This window comes from Streptomyces fructofermentans (genome assembly GCF_014651055.1).
GTDB classification, from domain to species: domain Bacteria; phylum Actinomycetota; class Actinomycetes; order Streptomycetales; family Streptomycetaceae; genus Streptomyces; species Streptomyces fructofermentans.
Window position 1 is genome coordinate 398,010 of sequence record NZ_BMWD01000004.1, and the last position, 18,101, is coordinate 416,110.

Annotated in this window: 14 protein-coding genes, 1 rRNA gene and 1 pseudogene; 4 read left to right on the forward strand and 12 right to left on the reverse strand. The window is 74.4% G+C overall.

All coding sequences use genetic code 11. The features are described from left to right. The first annotated feature begins 18 nt into the window (after nucleotides 1–18). Together IE265_RS08635 and IE265_RS08640 are read left to right on the forward strand one after the other, a co-directional pair. Nucleotides 19–1,401, forward strand: coding sequence for an FAD-binding oxidoreductase (locus IE265_RS08635; RefSeq protein WP_190034785.1), 1,383 nt, complete (start codon nucleotides 19–21; stop codon nucleotides 1,399–1,401). Between the two features lie 165 nt (nucleotides 1,402–1,566). Beyond that, the gene (locus tag IE265_RS08640; protein ID WP_190034786.1) at nucleotides 1,567–3,222 is read left to right on the forward strand and encodes a PucR family transcriptional regulator; all 1,656 of its coding nucleotides are present in this window, start codon (nucleotides 1,567–1,569) and stop codon (nucleotides 3,220–3,222) included. A 27-nt stretch (nucleotides 3,223–3,249) separates the two neighbouring features. Here the strand turns inward: IE265_RS08640 and IE265_RS08645 are convergent, their stop codons facing one another. From IE265_RS08645 to IE265_RS08665, 5 genes are all read right to left on the reverse strand, one after another. Beyond that, a complete protein-coding gene (locus IE265_RS08645; RefSeq protein WP_190034787.1) occupies nucleotides 3,250–4,389 on the reverse strand; it encodes a glycosyltransferase family 4 protein in 1,140 nt (379 codons plus the stop codon). Between the two features lie 598 nt (nucleotides 4,390–4,987). Beyond that, complete coding sequence (recN, locus tag IE265_RS08650; protein ID WP_190034788.1) at nucleotides 4,988–6,730, reverse strand: DNA repair protein RecN; 1,743 nt, start codon at nucleotides 6,728–6,730, stop codon at nucleotides 4,988–4,990. A gap of 386 nt (nucleotides 6,731–7,116) precedes the next feature. Continuing rightward, a complete protein-coding gene (locus tag IE265_RS08655; RefSeq protein ID WP_190034789.1) occupies nucleotides 7,117–8,022 on the reverse strand; it encodes an NAD kinase in 906 nt (301 codons plus the stop codon). Next, nucleotides 8,019–8,834: a TlyA family RNA methyltransferase gene (locus IE265_RS08660; protein WP_190034790.1), complete on the reverse strand. Its 816-nt coding sequence runs from the start codon at nucleotides 8,832–8,834 to the stop codon at nucleotides 8,019–8,021. The genes IE265_RS08655 and IE265_RS08660 overlap by 4 nt, the downstream gene beginning before the upstream one ends. A 7-nt stretch (nucleotides 8,835–8,841) precedes the next feature. Beyond that, the gene (locus IE265_RS08665) at nucleotides 8,842–9,204 is read right to left on the reverse strand and encodes a hypothetical protein (protein WP_190034791.1); all 363 of its coding nucleotides are present in this window, start codon (nucleotides 9,202–9,204) and stop codon (nucleotides 8,842–8,844) included. Nucleotides 9,205–9,246: 42 nt separating this feature from the next. Here IE265_RS08665 and IE265_RS08670 point away from each other — a divergent pair, with 42 nt between their 5' ends. Then, the gene (locus IE265_RS08670; protein WP_190034792.1) at nucleotides 9,247–9,594 is read left to right on the forward strand and encodes an SCP2 sterol-binding domain-containing protein; all 348 of its coding nucleotides are present in this window, start codon (nucleotides 9,247–9,249) and stop codon (nucleotides 9,592–9,594) included. Between the two features lie 35 nt (nucleotides 9,595–9,629). Here the strand turns inward: IE265_RS08670 and IE265_RS08675 are convergent, their stop codons facing one another. From IE265_RS08675 to IE265_RS08690, 4 genes are all read right to left on the reverse strand, one after another. Continuing rightward, nucleotides 9,630–10,538, reverse strand: coding sequence for an ABC transporter ATP-binding protein (locus IE265_RS08675; protein WP_190034793.1), 909 nt, complete (start codon nucleotides 10,536–10,538; stop codon nucleotides 9,630–9,632). After that, nucleotides 10,535–11,626, reverse strand: a complete 1,092-nt coding sequence (locus IE265_RS08680; RefSeq protein ID WP_190034794.1) for a FecCD family ABC transporter permease — start codon at nucleotides 11,624–11,626, stop codon at nucleotides 10,535–10,537. The genes IE265_RS08675 and IE265_RS08680 overlap by 4 nt, the downstream gene beginning before the upstream one ends. After that, entirely contained in the window at nucleotides 11,623–12,666 is a 1,044-nt protein-coding gene (locus tag IE265_RS08685) for a FecCD family ABC transporter permease (RefSeq protein ID WP_190034795.1), read from the reverse strand. Before IE265_RS08685 ends, IE265_RS08680 begins: the two co-directional genes overlap by 4 nt. 274 nt (nucleotides 12,667–12,940) lie before the next feature. After that, a complete protein-coding gene (locus IE265_RS08690; protein WP_190034796.1) occupies nucleotides 12,941–13,969 on the reverse strand; it encodes an HAD hydrolase-like protein in 1,029 nt (342 codons plus the stop codon). Nucleotides 13,970–14,041: 72 nt separating this feature from the next. Here IE265_RS08690 and IE265_RS08695 point away from each other — a divergent pair, with 72 nt between their 5' ends. Then, complete coding sequence (locus IE265_RS08695; RefSeq protein WP_190034797.1) at nucleotides 14,042–15,328, forward strand: DUF1015 domain-containing protein; 1,287 nt, start codon at nucleotides 14,042–14,044, stop codon at nucleotides 15,326–15,328. Between the two features lie 61 nt (nucleotides 15,329–15,389). Here IE265_RS08695 and IE265_RS08700 read toward each other — a convergent pair whose 3' ends face one another. The 3 genes and pseudogenes from IE265_RS08700 to rrf form a co-directional block, all read right to left on the reverse strand. Beyond that, on the reverse strand, nucleotides 15,390–16,262 hold the full coding sequence (locus IE265_RS08700) for a tetratricopeptide repeat protein (RefSeq protein WP_229916098.1): 873 nt from the start codon (nucleotides 16,260–16,262) through the stop codon (nucleotides 15,390–15,392). Between the two features lie 198 nt (nucleotides 16,263–16,460). Next, a pseudogene (locus IE265_RS39460) lies at nucleotides 16,461–17,219 on the reverse strand (DEAD/DEAH box helicase); the annotation flags it as partial. Between the two features lie 588 nt (nucleotides 17,220–17,807). Further along, nucleotides 17,808–17,924 (reverse strand): 5S ribosomal RNA (gene rrf, locus IE265_RS08710). Nucleotides 17,925–18,101: the final 177 nt, after the last annotated feature.

Here is an 18,101-nt window from a genome sequence, read left to right on the forward strand (position 1 = left end):
TGTCCGGAAGGGGCGGCCATGGCTTCCCTCTCGAAGGCGGGCGCGGCGCTGACCGCGTTGCGCGAGGACCTCACCGGCGAGGTCTTCGCTCCGGGGGACCCGGGGTACGACGGGGCGCGGACGGTCTACAACGGGATGATCGACCGGCGTCCGGCCGTGGTCGCGCAGTGCGCGGACGGCGACGACGTCGTACGGGCGGTGCGGTTCGCCCGCGACCTCGACCTGCCGATCGCGGTCCGCGGCGGCGGGCACAGCGTGGCGGGCATGGCCCTCAACGACGGCGGTCTGGTCGTCGACCTGCGCCGGATGCACGCGGTGACGGTCCGTCCGGAAGAGGCGTCCGCACGGGTCGGGGGCGGCGCGACGATGGGCCATCTGGACCGCGCCACCGAGCCCCACCACCTCGCGACGACCGGAGGGCGGGTGTCGACCACGGGGGTCGGCGGGTTCGTCCTGGGCGGCGGGAGCGGCTGGCTGGAGAGGAAGTTCGGGCTCGCTGTCGACAACCTGCTCGACGTCGACCTGGTGACCGCCGACGGTTCGGCCGTGCACGCGAGCGAGCGGGAGAACCCGGAGCTGTTCTGGGCCCTGCACGGCGGCGGCGGCAACTTCGGCGTCGCGACCTCGCTGACCCTCCGGCTCCACGAACTGCCCTCGATGGCCTTCGCCCTGCTGCTGTTCCGGCCCGAGGACGGGCCCGGGGCGATCAGGGTGTTCCGCGGGATCATGGAGTCGGCACCGGTCGAGGCGGGCGGCGGAGTCCTGTACATGACCGGGCCGGCCGAGGAGTTCGTACCGGAGCGCCTGGTCGGCACGCTCGTGTGCGGCGCCCTCCTGACGTACGCGGGCTCCGAGGACGAGCTGCGCCGGACCGCGGAGCCGCTGCTGGCGCTGCCGCACGAGGCCGAGGTCGTCACCGCGATCCCGTACGCGGAGCTCCAGCGCATGAACGACGACCCGCCGGGCCTGCGCAACCACTGGTCGGCGGAGTACCTGACGGGTCTGCCCGACGAGCTCGTGGACGTCTTCAGCTCCAGGGCGCTGACCATGCCCGTGCCCACGCTCACCCAGCACGTGCTGTTCCCGCTGGGTGGCGCGGTCGCCGACGGCCCCGCCGGGTATCCGGTGCCGTACCGGGACGCGCCCTGGGCCGCCCACCCCTTCGGGATGTGGGAGGACCCGGCGGACGACGAGCGGTGCGTCCGGTGGGTGCGGGACGTCCGCGCCGACGTCCGGCCGTGGAGCACCGGGGCGGTCTACCTCAACTTCGTCGGCGACGAGGGCCGGGACCGGGTGGAGGCCGGCCTGGGGCCCGAGCACACCCGGCGGCTGGCCGAGGTGAAGGCACGGTACGACCCGGACAACGTGTTCCGCTTCAACCACAACATCGCTCCCGCGTAGGACCGCCGCCGCGCAGCCCGGGCCGCACGGGCCTACAGGCCTGACTGGCCTCATGGGCCTCACGGGACGGACGGCCGGACGGCGACGACCCGGGAGGGCCGGGCGGGCCCCGGGCCCGCCCGCCGGATCGCGGCACGGGGCCCCGGACCGGGTAGCGTCCGACCCATGGACAGCCGTATCGACACGCCGGACACCCAGGGTGGCGGAATCACCGTGCAGCGGGCCCTGGAGCTGCCCGGACTGCGCGGCGGCCTGCCGGAGATCCTGGCGGGCGCCGACCGGCTGGGGCGCACCGTGCGCTGGGTGCACGCGGGCGAGGTGCCGAACATCGCCTCGCTGCTGAAGGGCGGCGAGCTGCTGCTGACCACGGGGTACGGGCTCGGCACCCGCCCCGCCGACCAGCGCGCGTTCGTGCGCACCCTCGCGGAGCGCGGCATCGCGGCCCTCGTCGTCGAACTGGGGCCGCGTTTCACCCGGTTGCCCGCGGCACTCGTGGAGACCGCGCGAACGGCAGGTCTGCCGCTGGTCCAGCTCCACCGCGAGGTGCCGTTCGTGACGGTCACCGAGGAGATCCACACCGAGATCGTGAACGGCCACTACGCCCTGCTCCAGCGGGCCGAGGAGGTCCACAGGCGCTGCACGCAGGCCCTGCTCGGCGGGGGCGGCATCCCGCAGGTCCTCGGCATCCTGGCGGACTTCAGCGGCAACCCGGTGTTCCTGGAGACGGCGGACGGACAGCTCCTGTACGCGGCCGGCACCGGTCCGGCGAACGCCGATCCGCTCCAGGTGTGGGAGGGGCTGCGCGCCCAGCACCAGGACGAACCGCCCGCCGGTTCGGTCCTGGTCGACGTGCCCGGCGGCGGTCCCGGCCCGGGGTCGGTGCGGGCCAGGCTCGTCCTGCTGCCCGTCAACGCCCCCCTCGCGCCCGTGCACCGGATCGCGGCCGAGCGGGCGGCGGCGGTGCTGGCCGTGGTCCTGATGCAGGCCCGCCAGGAGGAGGAGCTCGCTGCGCGCGGCCGCGGGGACTTCCTGACCGATCTCGCGGAGGGCCGCGTCACGGCCGCGGACGCTCCCGCGCAGGCCCGGGTGCTCGGCTTCAAGCCCGGCCGCAGCCCGCTGCTCCCGGTGGTCATGCGGCTCGCCGACGGCCCCTCCCCCGACGGGGCCGCGGCGAGCGGCGGCAACTGGGCCGTGCTGGCCCGCGCGGTCGGCGAGGAGTTGGCCTCGGTCGGGGTGCCGGTCCTGCTGGGCGTACGCCCCGTGGAGGGCCGCGTGCCGCTGCTCCTGGGCCTGCGCGCGGAGTCGGAGCGTGCTGCGGTGGCCGACCGTGTCGCGACCGCGCTGCGGACGGGCGCCGAGCGGGCGGGCATGGTGCGGCCCGGAGCGCAGCCGCCGGTCGTGGTGGTGGGGGTGGCGGGCGGTTGGGCGGCCGCCTCCGCGGGGCTGCGGCACGCGGCCGAGGCCGCAACGGCCGCCCAGGGCCTGTCCGACCGCCTCTGGTACGACGCGCGCCGCCTCGACATCGACCTGCTGCTGTGGCGGCTGCGCGAGCACCCGGACCTGGCGGCGTTCGTCGACCGCGCGATCGGCCCGCTGCGCGACCACGACCACCGTTCGAAGCCGCCGCTGCTGCCCACGCTGGAGACGTATCTGGCGCACGCCGGCCGCAAGGCGGAGACGGCACGCGAGCTGCACCTCAACCGGCAGACCCTCTACAACCGGCTCGCGAGGATCGGGGAGTTGCTCGGCACCGACCTGGACGACCCGCAGACGGTGCTGGCGTTGAGCCTCGCGCTGCGGGCCAGGCGGCTCGTACCCTGAGCGCCCCCCACCGGGCCCGGCCGACCGCTAGGCGAGCGGTACGGGCCTGGTGAGTTCGTCGTACACGCTGAGGACCTGGGCGACGGTCTCGTCCTCCGTGGGCCAGGTGGCCGCCTGACGCGTCCCCCTGTCCCTCAGCAGCTCGCGCCGCCCCGGGTCGGCGAGCAGACCCGTGACGGCCGCGGCGAGCGCCCTGGAGTCCGCGTACGGGACGAGTTCGGCCGCGTCGCCGACGAGTTCGGCCACGCCCGCGGTGTCCGCGGCGACGAGCGGCACGCGCGCGTGCAGTGCCTCCTGGGCGAGCACGGAGCGCGACTCGCGGCTGCCCGGCAGCAGGGCCAGGTCGGCGGCGGCGAGCAGGTCGCCGACGTCGTCACGGCGGCCGACGAGCCGTACGGGAAGCTCCTCGGTCTCGACGCGCCGCTGGAGTTCCGCGCGCAGGGGGCCCTCTCCGGCGATCACGAGCAGCGGGACCGGGTCGAGGCGGCACCACGCGCGCGTGGCGTCCAGCAGCGTGCCGTACCCCCGGCGGCGCTCCAGGGCGCCGACGGCCACGAGCAACGGGCGGTCGATCGCGCCGAGTTCGGCGCGCGCCTTGGGCCGGAGCCTCTCGGCCTCCTCGCTCCCGGCGAGCGGCGGGCGGGGCGCGGGCAGCGCCACCGCGGCGAGCCGCGCGTCCCGTGCTCCCCTGCTGCGGGCCCGGTCCACGAGGTCGGACGAGGGGCCGAGGACCACGGACGCCGCCTTGGCCACCCGTCGTTCCAGCAGCCGCAGCACCTGGGCCCGGGCGCCCTCGGCGTACGGGCGGGTGTGCCAGGTGACGACGAACGGAACGCGCCGGCCGCCGAGCGCGAGCGCCGCCCTGAGCGCGGCGTGCAGTCCGTGCGCGTGGACGAGGTCGGCGTCGGCGCAGGCCGCCCGCAGCAGGGCGACCGAGGACGGGTCGTTGCTCCTGGGCACGGGCACGTGGTCGGCGCCCACACCGGTGAAGTCGTAGGCCCGGTCGGCCTCGTGGGGAGCGCACACGGTGACCCGCACCCCGCGGGCGACCAGCCCCGACGTCAGCGAGCGGACGTGGGCGCTGCTGCCCGCGCTGCCGCCGCCGAGCACTTGGACAGTGCGCAGCGGCGCCTGTCCGTGCGGTGAGTGGCTGCTCACGTGGCTCACGTGGCCGGGGCTCCTGGTTCGGCGTCGGGCGGTCACGAAGAACGTACAGAACGAACGCGCGGTGGGGGTGTAACGCTCGTCGCCCTTCTTCAAGCATGCCAGGGCGCGAGGGGGTTGCCGACCACCGCGTGAGCGGTGCGCGGCCGGGGATGCGGGCGCCCGCGCGCGGGTGCGGGGCGTCCTGCGATGCCCGGAACCACCGAGGGGCGTGCGCCTCACGGCGCAAGCCCCCTGTGCACGCCCGCGGGTGCCGCCGAGCGCCCGCCCGCACGCCGGATTCCCGCCCCGGCCGGCCCTTCGCCGCCGCCCGCCCACCAGCGGGGCGGACCTGCTCGGGCCGTCGCCGCACGCGGCCGCGCACAGCACGCCGTTCGCGTCTGCGGGCCGCCCCGCGGGACCGGCCGCCACGACGACGGCGGCGGTGCCGGAGCACGGCGACCCGGGTCGGCGGACCGCCCGCGTCGCCGGACCAACCGGGTCGCCCGACCCACCGGGACGGCCGGACGGCTCGCGTCGGCCGACCCGCCGGGCAGGCCGACCGCTCGCGTGGACCGGCGGCCGGATCGGCCGGACCGCTCCCGCCGGGCGGGCCGACCGTTCAGCCGTCCGCCCTGGCCGTGGCCAGCAGCTCCTCCGCGTGGGCCCGGGCCGTCTCCGAGTCCTCCTGGCCGGCCAGCATCCGGGAGAGCTCGCGGACGCGCTCCTCGCCCTCCAGGACCTTCACGCCGGACCGGGTGACCGTGCCGTCGTTCGTCTTCTCCACCAGGAGCTGCCGGTCCGCGAAGGCCGCCACTTGGGGCAGGTGGGTCACGACGACGACCTGCGCGCTCTTCGCGAGCTTCGCGAGCCGCCGGCCGATCTCCACCGCCGCCTTGCCGCCGACGCCGGCGTCGACCTCGTCGAACAGGTACGTGGGCACGGGGTCCGTGCCCGCGAAGACGACCTCCACCGCGAGCATCACACGGGACAGCTCACCGCCCGACGCCCCCTTGGCGATGGGCCGCGCCGGCGCGCCCGGGTGCGGGGCGAGCAGCAGCTCGACCTCGTCGGCGCCCGCGGGCCCGTAGGCGACCGGACGGCCGCCCACCTCGACACCCTCGGCGTCCTCGGTCTGCCGGATCTCGAACGACACGCGCGCGTGGGGCATGGCCAGCGAGGCCAGCTCGGCGGTCACCGCCGCGGCGAACCGCTCGGCGGCCTCCGTACGGGCGTCCGTCAGCGCCTGCGCCAGCCCGCCCAGTTCGGCCCGCAGCGCGTCCCGCTCGGCGGTGAGGTCGCCGATCCGGTCGTCGTCGCCGTCCAGTTCCAGCAGCCGGGCCGCCGACTGCTCGGCCCAGGTCAGTACGGTGCCGACGTCCTGGCCGTACTTCCGGGTCAGCGCCGTCAGCGCGGCGCGCCGCTCCTCGACGGCCGCGAGCCGCAGCGGGTCCGCGTCGAGGTCGTCGGCGTAGCCGGCCAGCTCGCCCGCCACGTCACCGAGCAGGATCCCGATCTCCCCGATGCGGCCGGCCAGCGTCCCGAGGGCCGCGTCGTGGGACCGCACGGCCTCCAGGGCCCGGTGCGCGCCCGCGACGAGCGTGGCGGCGTCGATGCCCTCCGGGTCCTCCGGATTGCCCGCGAGGGCGGCGTGGGCGGCCGTGGCCGCGGACGCGAGGGCCTCCGCGTGCCCGAGCCGCTCCGCCTCGGCGGCGAGTTCGACGTCCTCACCCGCCCGGGGCTCCACCGCCGCGATCTCGTCCAGGCCGAAGCGCAGCAGGTCGGCCTCCTGGGCCCGCTCCCGCGCACGCGTGGTGATCTCGTCCAGCTCGGTCGAGACGGCGCGCAGCCGCCGGTACGCGCCCGCGTACTTGGCGAGCGGCACGGCGACGGCGTCTCCCGCGTACCGGTCGAGCGCCTGCCGCTGCCGGGACAGCTTGAGCAGCCCCTGCTGGTCGGTCTGGCCGTGCACGGCCACCAGGTCGTCGGCCAGCTCCGCGAGCAGCCCCACGGGCACCGACCGTCCGCCCAGGTGGGCCCGCGAGCGGCCCTCGGCGGAAACGGTACGGCTGATGAGCAGCGTCCCGTCGTCGAGTTCGGCGCCCGCCTCCTCGGCCCGGACGATCGCCGAGGCCCCGGCGGGCACGGCGATGCGGCCCTCCACGACGGCGTTCTTGGCGCCGATCCGTACGAGCGCCGGGTCGGCGCGTCCGCCCAGCAGCAGGCCCAGGCTGGTGACCACCATCGTCTTGCCCGCGCCGGTCTCGCCGGTCACGGCGGTGAAGCCGGGTGACAGCTCGACAACCGCGTCGTCGATGACTCCGAGCGACCGTATCCGCATCTCCTCCAACACGGACATGACCATACGAGGTTTCTCCCGCCCGGCGCGACGCCGCCCCAGTCACCGGGCGAACACGCGGCGGCCCGAGGTGGTCCGGGCCGTGCCCGGGAAGCCCACAGGGCGCCCGGAATGCCCGGCTTGGGCCCTCTGGTGCCCGTTGTCCGCCCCGCCCGGCGGTGCGGGTGCCCCGGCCCGGACCGCCTTACGGGAGGAGGCGGGCCGGGTGAGCCCCCGGTCCCCGCGCCCCGGGCCGAGGGGGTGGCCCGGGCCGCTCGGTTGACGGGGCACGCGCGAAGGCCGCCCCGCGCGGACTGCGCGGGACGGCCCCGGTAGTGACGGGCCGCCGCCGGCCCCGCTCCTCGCTTCTCCGCAGGTCCCGACAGGCCCGTTCAGGCCCCCTCGGGTCCCCCTCAGTTCGGGGCGCCCCGCCAGCCCGCCACCGGAAGCGCGAACTTGGCCACGAGCCGGTCGGTGAACGACGCGTGGTGCAGCCGGGCCAGCCGTACGGGGACGGTCCCCCGGCGGACCTCGACCCGGGCGCCCGGCGGCAGCTCGATCGTGCGCCGGCCGTCGCACCACAGGACCCCGGGCGGGATGTGCGGCAGCACCTCGACCGCGAGCACCGAGTTCGGCGAGGTCACCAGCGGCTTGGCGAACAGGGCGTGCGCGCTGATCGGCACCATGAGCAGCGCCTCGACCTCCGGCCACACCACGGGTCCGCCCGCGGAGAACGCGTACGCCGTCGATCCGGTGGGCGTCGCGCAGACGATGCCGTCGCAGCCGAAGCCGGTCACGGGCCGCCCGTCGATCTCCAGGACGACCTCCAGGAGCTTCTCGGCGGAGACCTTCTGCACGGCGGCCTCGTTGAGCGCCCAGTCCGTGTGCACGACGTCGCCGTTGCTGTGCACGACGACGTCGACGGTCATCCGCTCCTCGACCTCGTACGCCCTCGTCACCACCCGGTCGACGACCTTGTCGAGGTCGTCGCGCTCGGCCTCCGCGAGGAAGCCGACGCGCCCGAGGTTGACGCCGAGCATCGGCACGCCGGAGGCCCGGGCGAACTCGGCGCCCCGCAGCAGCGTCCCGTCACCGCCGAGGACGATGAGCAGCTCGCACCCGTCGAGGCACTCGGGAGTGGCCTCGTCGACGAGCTCCACCGTGGGCGGCAGCGGCAGGTCCGCCGCCTCCGCCGCCAGGACCCGTACACCGAGACCGGAGCGCAGTAGCCCCTCGACGACGAGTTCCGCGCTGCGGATGGCCGCGGGCCGTCCGGTGTGCGCGAGCAGGAAAACAGTACGAGCTCGGGTCTGTGTCAACGCGGCCCCTCCGCCACTGCACGGTCAACGTCGGCCGGGTCCAGTGCGGGTGCCCCGGCACGCAGCCACAGAAAGTACTCGACATTCCCGGAGGGCCCGGGCAGCGGACTGGCCGTCACGCCCTTCACCCCGAGTCCAAGCTCCCCCGCCTGCCGTGCCACCCCGCGCACGGCGTCCGCCCGCAGCTCCGGGCTGCGGACGACCCCGCCGCTCCCGAGCCGCTCCCTGCCCACCTCGAACTGCGGCTTGACCATCATCACCAGGTCGGCTCCGGGCGCCGCGCACCGCACGAGGGCGGGCAGCACCAGGCCGAGCGGAATGAAGGACAAGTCACCGACCACAAGATCCACCGGCTTCCCATCGATCGCCTCCAACGTCAACTCGCGTACGTTCGTACGGTCCTTGACGGTGACGCGTTCATCACTTCGGAGAGACCAGGCGAGTTGTCCGTAACCGACGTCCACGGCGACGACGTGCGAGGCGCCCGCGCGCAGCAGCACATCGGTGAAGCCGCCGGTGGACGCGCCGGCGTCCAGGGCCCGCCGTCCCCCGACCTCCAGGCCGAGCGGTACGAAGGCGGCCAGCGCCCCGGCGAGTTTGTGGCCCCCGCGCGAGACGTAGTCGGGATCGTCGTCGTCCGTGGCGACCACGATGGCGGCGGCCGTCTCCACCTGGGTGGCGGGTTTGGTCGCGAGGGTCTTGCCGACGGAGACCCGCCCGGCGGCGATCAGTTGTCCGGCGTGCTCGCGCGAGCGGGCGAGCTTGCGCCGGACCAGCTCGGCGTCGAGGCGGCGTCGTGCCACTCCTGCCACGTTCGGTTCAGCTCCTGTTGCTGTTGCTGTGGGACGGAAGGGGCACCGGAGGTCCCGGCTGGGCGTCGAGCGCGGTGAGCGCGTCGCGCAGCCCCCTGTGCACATCCTCGTACACCTCCACGTGTCCGTCCGTGGCCAGGTGGTCTGCGTCGGCCAGCCGGTCGAGCAGGACGTCGACGTCGGCGTCGCCCGTGGGCGCGCGCACCACGTGCAGCGGCGCCGGGGCCGCCGGGTCGGGTTCGGGCAGGGCCCCGGCCACCGCGGGGGCCGCCCCGGCGGTCGGGCCGTCCGCCTGGGCGGCGGCCTCCGCCGCCGCGTCGGGCACCGTGCCGAAGGGCTCAGCCTCCGGTCCGGTCATGGAGTCGCTCATGCCCCGACGCTACCGCGAAGCGCTGGGGTACCGTCGATCACGATGGCGACGATCGAGGAGTGCCGCAGCGCGCTCGACACACTCTCGGACAACATGGCGGGCGCCGGCGGCGACGTGCACGACGCGGCGGCCCTGGACCGGTCGCTGAGCTGCCGTGTCACGGACCTGGACATCACCTTCGTCGGCCGTCTCAGGGACGGCCGGATCCAGGTGCTGGACACGGTCGAGGGGCCGCCTGCCGAGAAGGCCCAGATCAGACTGGCGATGACCGGCGACGACCTGGTCGCGATGGTCGGCGGCGAGCTGAACTTCGCGAAGGCATGGGGCTCGGGCCGGGTCAGGCTCGAAGCGGGCCTGCGGGACCTGGTCCGCCTCAGAAAGCTGCTCTGACGCGGGCGCACCCCGTGCCGGCCCGCCCGGCCCCGCTAGTCCTTGCCGACGCCCGCGGTGGCGGTGGCGGCGGCGATCCCGGAACCGGTACGCGCCCTCCGCGCGGCGGGCACCACCAGCGGAGTACCCGTCTCCGGGTCCTCGATGACCTGGCAGCGCAGCCCGAAGACCTCCTCGACCAGACCGGCCGTGACGATGTCGCGCGGCGCGCCCTCGGCGACGACCGACCCGTCGCGCAGGGCGATCAGATGGGTGGCGTACCGGGCCGCGTGGTTGAGGTCGTGCAGCACCGCGACCAGGGTGCGGCCCTGCTCCTCGTGGAGTTCGGCGCACAGGTCGAGCACGTCGATCTGGTGCTGGATGTCGAGGTACGTGGTCGGCTCGTCCAGGAGCAGCAGCGGGGTCTGCTGGGCGAGCGCCATGGCGATCCACACGCGCTGGCGCTGCCCGCCGGAGAGTTCGTCGACGAGCCGGTCGGCGAGTTCGGCGACCCCGGTCGAGGCCATCGACTCGCGGACGATCCGCTCGTCCTCGGAGGACCACTGGCGCAGCAGCCCCTGGTGCGGGTAGCGGCCGCGTCCCACGAGGTCGCCGACGGTGATCCCGTCCGGCGCGATCGAGGACTGGGGCAGCAGCCCGAGGGTCCGCGCCACCTTCTTCGCGGGCATCGACTGGATGACCTGCCCGTCCAGCAGCACCCGGCCACTGCTCGGCCTGAGCATCCGGGACAGCGCGCGCAGCAGGGTGGACTTGCCGCAGGCGTTCGGACCGACGATCACCGTGAAGGAGTTGTCCGGTATCTCCACCGACAACTGCTCGGCGATGACGCGCTGGTCGTAGGCGAGGGTGACGTCCTCGGCGGACAGGCGGTTCACAGTGCTCCTCCGGGTGTTGGTGTGCGGCCCGTCGCCGGCGCCCGTACGTGTCGTCCCGCCGGCCCTCATATCCGGCCCGCCCTGCGCTCGGTGACCAGGAGTCCCAGCAGGTAGACACCGCCGAGCACCCCGGTCACGGCGCCGACGGGCAGCTGGTCGGCGCCGAAGGCCCGCTGCGAGGCCCAGTCCGCGACGACCAGCAGGGTGGCGCCCATGCACATCGCGGGCACCAGGTTGGGGCCCGGCGAGCGGGTCAGCCGCCGGGCGAGCTGGGGCGCGGTCAGCGCGACGAAGCCGACCGGTCCGGCGGCCGCCGTGGCCGTGGCGGTGAGCAGCACCGCGGCGGCCATCAGCAGGAGCCGGGTCCTCTCGACCCGTACGCCGAGCGCGTACGCGGTGTCGTCGCCCATCTCCAGCATGCGCAGCTCGCGGGCGTTGCCGAGGACGAGCGGCACGAGGACGGCGGACAGGCACAGCAGCGGCCAGACCTGCTCCCAGCCGCGGCCGTTGAGCGAGCCGGTCATCCAGACGACCGCGCGGGCCGCGTCGACGAAGTCCGCCTTGGTGATCAGGTAGCCGTTGACCGCCGTGACGACCGCCGAGACGCCGATCCCGACCAGGACCAGCCGGTAGCCGTGCACGCCGCGCTTCCACGCGAGCGCGTAGATGGCGAACCCGGTGACCAGGCCGCCGGCCAGCGCCCCGGAGGTGACGGCCGCCGCGTCCCCGGAGAAGAGCACGATGACGACGAGCGCGCCCGCGGTCGCCCCCTGCCCGAGGCCGAGGACGTCCGGGCTGCCCAGCGGGTTGCGGGAGATCGCCTGGAACAGCGCGCCGCCGAGACCGAGCGCGGCCCCGACCAGCAGTCCCACCAGGACGCGCGGCAGCCGCAGTTCGTTGACGATGAACTCCTGGCCCGCGTCGCCGTTGCCCAGCAGGGTGCTGAGGACGTCCGAGGCGGGGATGGGGAAGTCGCCGGTGCCGATGAGCACGACACTCGCGGCCAGCGCGGCCACGAGCAGCAGGGCCACGACGGTGAGCGCGCGGACGTCGACGCGCACCGACAGTCCCGCGCCGGTGCGGACCGTCCGGCCGCGGAACGGCCGGCCGGTGGCGGAAGCGGGCCCGCGTTCGGCCTGGTTGTGGGGGGTCTTCACAGCTGTGCCGTCCTCCGCCGTCGTACGAGAAGGATGAACACCGGGCCGCCGAGGACCGCCGTGACGATGCCGACCTGGAGTTCGGCGGGCCGGGCGACCATGCGGCCGACCACGTCCGCGCCGAGCAGCAGCACCGGCGACAGCACGGTGGCGTACGGCAGGATCCACCGCAGGTCGGGCCCGGTGAAGGACCGTACGACGTGCGGGACCATCAGCCCGACGAACACGATCGGCCCGCAGGCCGCGGTCGCGGCGCCGCACAGCAGGGTCGCTGCGACCATGGACAGCGCCCGGGTGCGTCCGAGACGGGCGCCGAGCGCGCGGGCGGTGTCGTCGCCCATGGCCATCGCGTTCAGCGGACGGGCGAGGGCCAGCGCGAGGACCGTGCCGATGAGCAGGAACGGCAGCACCTGCTCGATCGTGGCGTCCGTCGCCGCGGCCAGCGACCCGACCGTCCAGAAGCGCATCTTCCCGAGCGCGGCCTCGTCGAGGATCATCACGGCCTGGAGATAGCCGTACAGCGCCGCGCTGATGGCGGTTCCGGCGAGCGCGAGCCGCACGGGCGTGGCGCCACGGCTGCCGCCGAGCGCGTACACGAGCGCCCCGACGACGGCCGCGCCCGCGAAGGCGAACCACACATAGCCGCGCAGCGAGGTGACGCCGAAGAAGGTGATGGCGGTGACCACGGCCGCCGACGCGCCCGCGTTGATCCCGAGCAGCCCGGGGTCGGCCAGCGGATTGCGGGTGAGCGCCTGGAGGACGGCGCCGGACAGACCGAGCGCGGCACCGACGAGCAGTCCGAGGACCGTACGCGACAGCCGCTCGCCGACCACTACGTCGCCGTACATGCCCGAGTCCTGGAACAGGCCGTGCCAGACCTGTTCCAGCGACAGTTCCTTCGCGCCGATCGCGATGCTCGCCACGGCGACGAGCGCCAGCAGGGCGACGGAGGCGAGCAGGCCCGCGGCACGCGCCGCACGGCGGGCGGGGGGCGCGGGGGCGGTCTCCGCGCGCGGTTCAGGAGGACTGTCGACCAACACCCGGTTAGGTTAGCCTACCCTCGCATGCGGGTCGGCTCCCGCACACCCGTTGACCTGCGGGACTCCCGGTCGCTGAGCCGCGGGACGCCCGTTCGGCGGTCCGCGACCCCCGTCGGTCCTCGGCGGGGGTCCCGGCAGACGGCCTCCGCGACCGGCCCCGGGCGGCGCCCACGACTCACCGTCGACGGCCTCCGCGACCCGCCGGCCGCGGCTTCCGGGCGAGCGCCTCCCCGACCGGGGAGACGCACCGGACCGGCCCGCCCGGATGCCCCGCTCAGAGTCCGAGCCGTGCCAGCGCCTTGCCCGCGTCCAGTCCGCAGGACCCGTCCCCGGCCGCCGTCCAGGCGGCGGCGCACAGCGCCCGCAGCCCGTCCATCGGCTCACCACCGCCCTCCAGTTCCAGCCGTTCCGCGCCCGCCGTCGCCGTCCAGCCACCGCAGCGGAAGCCCTCGCCCGCCGCGACGACCTCGGGCTGCCCGGTCAGCATCCCACGCAGGTCGGTGTCGACATAGGTGGGCCGGTGCTCGGGCGGTGCGGCCAGGAGCTGCGGCCCGTCCGTCACACCGGTCAGCACCAGCAGCGAGTCCACCTCGCCGTTGAACGCGCCCTCGATGTCCGTGTCGAGCCGGTCCCCCACCACCAGGGGCCGCTTCGCCCCGGTCCGCAGAACCGTCTCCCGGTGCATCGGCGGCAGCGGCTTGCCGGCCACCTGCGGCTCGGCCCCGGTGGCGATCCGCACCACCTCCACGGCCGCGCCGTTGCCCGGGGCGATACCGCGCGCGCCGGGGATCGTCAGGTCCGTGTTGGACGCGAACCACGGCACCCCGCGCGAAATCGCGTAACACGCCTCCGCGAAGCGCCCCCACGGCAGATCGGGCCCGCCGTATCCCTGCACGACGGCCACCGGATCGTCCTCGGCGGACTCCACGGGCTCCAGACCGCGCTCGCGCAGCGCCACCCGCAGCCCCTCCCCGCCGATCACCAGCACGCGCGCGCCCGCGGGCACCTGCTCGCTGATCAGCCGGGCCACGGCCTGCGCCGAGGTGATGACGTCCGACGCCTCCGTCGGCGTACCCAGCTCGGTGAGGTGCTCCGCGACGGCACCTGGGGTGCGCAGCGCGTTGTTGGTGACATACGCGAGATGCATCCCGCCCGCACGGGCCGCGGCGAGCGAGTCGATCGCGTACGCGATGGCGTTCCCGCCCGCGTACACCACCCCGTCCAGATCGAGCAGCGCCGTGTCGTACGCCTCGCTCAGGGCCCGGTCACTGCCCTCGGGCCGCGTCCTCACGGTCTGGCTCATTGCGCATCTCTCCTCGTTCGATCCCTTTCCCCCGATCATCCCCCACCCGGGCCGCCCACTTACGATGCATCAATGAACACTGCAGGTCCCGCGGACGTACCGGCACGCATGGGCCTTGAACTCGCCCCCTTCCGGGGCCTGCGCTACGACCCCGACCGGGTCGGCAGCCTCTCCGCCGTCACCTCCCCGCCGTACGACGTGGTCGTACGCCCCGACGGCCTGCACCACCTCGAGTCGGCGGACCCGCACAACATCGTCCGGCTGATCCTGCCCCAGGCCACCACCGCGAGCGTCCGCAACGAACAGGCGGCCGACACGCTGGACCGGTGGCTCTCGGAGGGCGTCCTGACCACGGACACCGAGCCGGGTCTGTACGTCTACGAGCAGCAGGGCGACGGACTGCTGCAACGGGGCGTCATCGGCGCGCTGCGCCTTTCGGAGCCGTCGGACGGTGTGGTGCTGCCGCACGAGGACGTCATGCCGCACGTCGTCGCGGACCGCGCGGCCCTCATGCGGGCCACCACCGCGAACCTCGAACCGCTGCTCCTCACCTACCGGGGCGACGGCGCGGCCACGGGCACGACAGCCGTCATCGAGCGCACCGCCGAACGGCCGCCCCTGCTGCGCACCACCACGGAGGACGGCTTCCGCCACCGCCTGTGGGCCGTCACCGACCCCGCGGACCTCGCCGAGATCCGGACGGACCTCGCCCACCGGCAGGCCCTCATCGCCGATGGCCACCACCGCTGGGCCACGTACCTGCGTCTACGCGCGGAGCACACCTCGCCGAGCCCCTGGGACTTCGGCCTGGTGCTGCTGGTCGACACGGCCCGCCATCCGCTGCGCGTGCGCGCGATCCACCGGCTCCTGCACCGCCTCCCGGTCGCGGACGCCCTCGCCGCCCTCGCCGGCGACTTCCGGGTGCGACCGGTGGACGGCCCGCTGCCCGAGGCACTCGCGGCGCTGTCCGGGGCGAAGGCCGCGGGGAACGCGTTCCTCCTCGCCGGCGACGGACGCTTCCACCTCGTCGACCGCCCGTCCCCCGAACTCCTCGGCCGTACGGTCCCTGCCGACCGGCCGGAGGCCTGGCGCACCCTCGACGCCACGGTCCTGCACGCCACGCTCCTCGACCACGTCTGGCGCATCCCGGACGTCCCGGAGCACATCGCGTACATCCACGACACGGCCGCCACGGTCGCCAAGGCCGAACAGGACGGCGGCACGGCCGTCCTGATGCACCCGGTCCACGAAGAGGTCGTACGCGACCTCGCGAGCCAGGGCGTCACGATGCCCCGCAAGTCGACGTCCTTCGGCCCGAAGCCGGCCTCGGGCCTGGTGCTGCGCGCGCTCACCCACTGACCGGGACACGAATGGGCGGGACCCCCTCGGGGATCCCGCCCATTCACTTCCCGCGGGGCCGTCAGCCCTTCAGGTCACTCTCGTCGCGGCCGTCGCCCTCGGAGTCCTCTGCCTTCTCGGCCTTGTCGGCCTTGTCGGAGACCTCGGAGACCTCGGAGACCTCGTCATCGAGGTCGCTCCCGGACTCCGGGGACTCGGTGTCCTCCTCGTCCTCCGCAGCCGCATCGGCCACCGCAGCCTCATCGGCCACGTCGGCCACCGGGACCTCGGAGTCCGCGACGGGCTCGCCCACGGCTGCCTCGTCACGGTCGTCCTCGTCGAGGGCGTCGACGAACTCGACGCCGTCCAGCTCCGCGAGCCGGTCGGAGGCGTCCGTGCTGCCGTCCTTGTCGGACTCGACGGCCTTGGCGAACCACTCACGCGCCTCGCCCTCACGCCCGGCCGCCAGCAGCGCGTCGGCGTACGCGTACCGCAGCCGCGCGGTCCAGGGCTGTACGGAGTTGGAGGCCAGCTCGGGGCTCTGCAGCGTGACGATGGCCGCGTCGAGCTGGTCCAGGTCGCGCCGCGCACCCGCCGCGACGAGCCGCATCTCGACCTGGCCGGCCTTGTCGAGCTTCTGCACCTCGGGGGCACCGGCCATGTCGAGCGCCTTCTCGGGACGCCCGAGACCACGCTCGCAGTCCGCCATGACGGGCCACAGGTCCACGTTGCCGGTCATGCGCCGGGCGGCGCGGAACTCGGCGAGCGCCTCGCTGAACTTCTGGCTCGCGTACGCGGCGAATCCCGCGGCCTCCCGCACGGCGGCGACGCGCGACGCCAGCCGCAGCGCGACCCTGGAGTAGCCGTAGGCGCCCTCGGGGTCCTCGTCGATGAGCCGGGCCACCATGACCAGGTTCCGCGACACGTCCTCCGCGAGCCCCTTCGGCAGGCTCATCAGCTCCTGCCGTACGTCCTTGTCGATCTCGTCGCCGGTGACGTCGTCCGGGATCGGGAGCCGCCTGATCGGCTCGCGGTCACGGTCGCGCTCGTCACGGAAACGGCCACCGCCACGGCGGTCGTCGCCTCCGCGGTCGTCACGGCCGCGGAAGCCACCGCTGGGGCGTCCACGGCTGTCGTCGCGACGCGGGCCGCCACGGGGGCGGTCGTCACGGCCGCGGAACCCTCCGCGGTCGCCACCGCCACCACGGCTGTCATCACGGCGGAACCCACCGCGGTCGTCATCGCGACGGGGCGCGGGACGGTCGTCACGACGGAACGAAGGACGGTCACCGCCACCACGGCTGTCGTCACGGCGGAACCCACCGCGGTCGTCATCGCGACGGGGAGCGGGACGGTCGTCACGACGGCCGTAGCCACCGCGATCCCGGTCGTCACGGGCCGGACCACCGGAACGCTCGTCACGCCGGAACGGCGGCCGGCCGCCCCCACCGCCGCGGTTGTCGTCACGACGGAAGGAAGGACGATCGCGGTCGCCCCCGCCCCCACGGTTGTCATCACGCCGGAACGGCGGACGGTCACCGCCACCACGACTGTCGTCACGCCGGTTGTCGTCACGACGGAACCCTCCGCGGTCGCCACCACCACGGCTGTCGTCACGGCGGAACCCGCCGCGGTCGTCATCGCGACGGGGCGCGGGACGGTCGTCACGACGGAACGGGGGACGGTCACCGCCACCACGGCTGTCATCACGACGGAACCCACCACGGTCGTCATCGCGGCGAGGCGCGGGACGGTCGTCACGACGGAACGGCAGGCGGTCACCGCCACCGCCCCGGTTGTCGTCGCGACGGAACCCACCGCGGTCGTCGTCACGACGGGGGGCGGGACGGTCGTCACGACGGCCGTAGCCACCGCGGTCGTCATCGCGGCGAGGAGCGGGGCGGTCGTCACGCCGGAACGGCGGCCGGCCGCCCCCACTGCCGCGGTTGTCGTCACGACGGAAGGAAGGACGATCGCGGTCGCCCCCGCCCCCACGGTTGTCATCACGCCGGAACGGCGGACGGTCACCGCCACCACGATTGTCGTCACGCCGGTTGTCGTCACGACGGAACCCACCGCGGTCGCCACCACCACGGCTGTCATCACGCCGGTCGTCACGCCGGAACGGCGGACGGTCACCGCCACCACCCCGGTTGTCGTCACGGCGGAACGGGGGACGGTCGCCGCCACCACGGCTGTCATCACGGCGGAAGCCGCCACGGTCGTCATCGCGGCGAGGAGCGGGGCGGTCGTCACGACGGCCGTAACCGCCACGGTCGTTGTCGCGGCGCGGGCCCCCGCGGAAGCCGCCGCGGTCACCACTGTCCCGGCGGCGCTGATCGCGCTCCGGTCGCTCGTCGGGAGAGTTGGTGGACATGGTGACTCCTGTCATCGGTACCGCAGTCATTCTCGCGCAGCCGAGTACCCGGCGCGCTTCGGAAAAACAAAAAAGGACCTCTGGTCCCAGCGAGTCGCTGGGACCAGAGGTCCTCCAAAAATTGTTCGGCGGCGTCCTACTCTCCCACAGGGTCCCCCCTGCAGTACCATCGGCGCTGTGAGGCTTAGCTTCCGGGTTCGGAATGTAACCGGGCGTTTCCCTCACGCTATGACCACCGAAACCCTTTCAGACACCCTGCCATGAGGCAGAGTTTTGAACGGGCAGCGAACAAGCACACTATTCAATTGATTAGTGGAACTGTTCAGCCAGCACAACCGTTCGTTGTCTGGGAACTACACAGTGGACGCGAGCAACTGAGGACAAGCCCTCGGCCTATTAGTACCGGTCACCTCCACA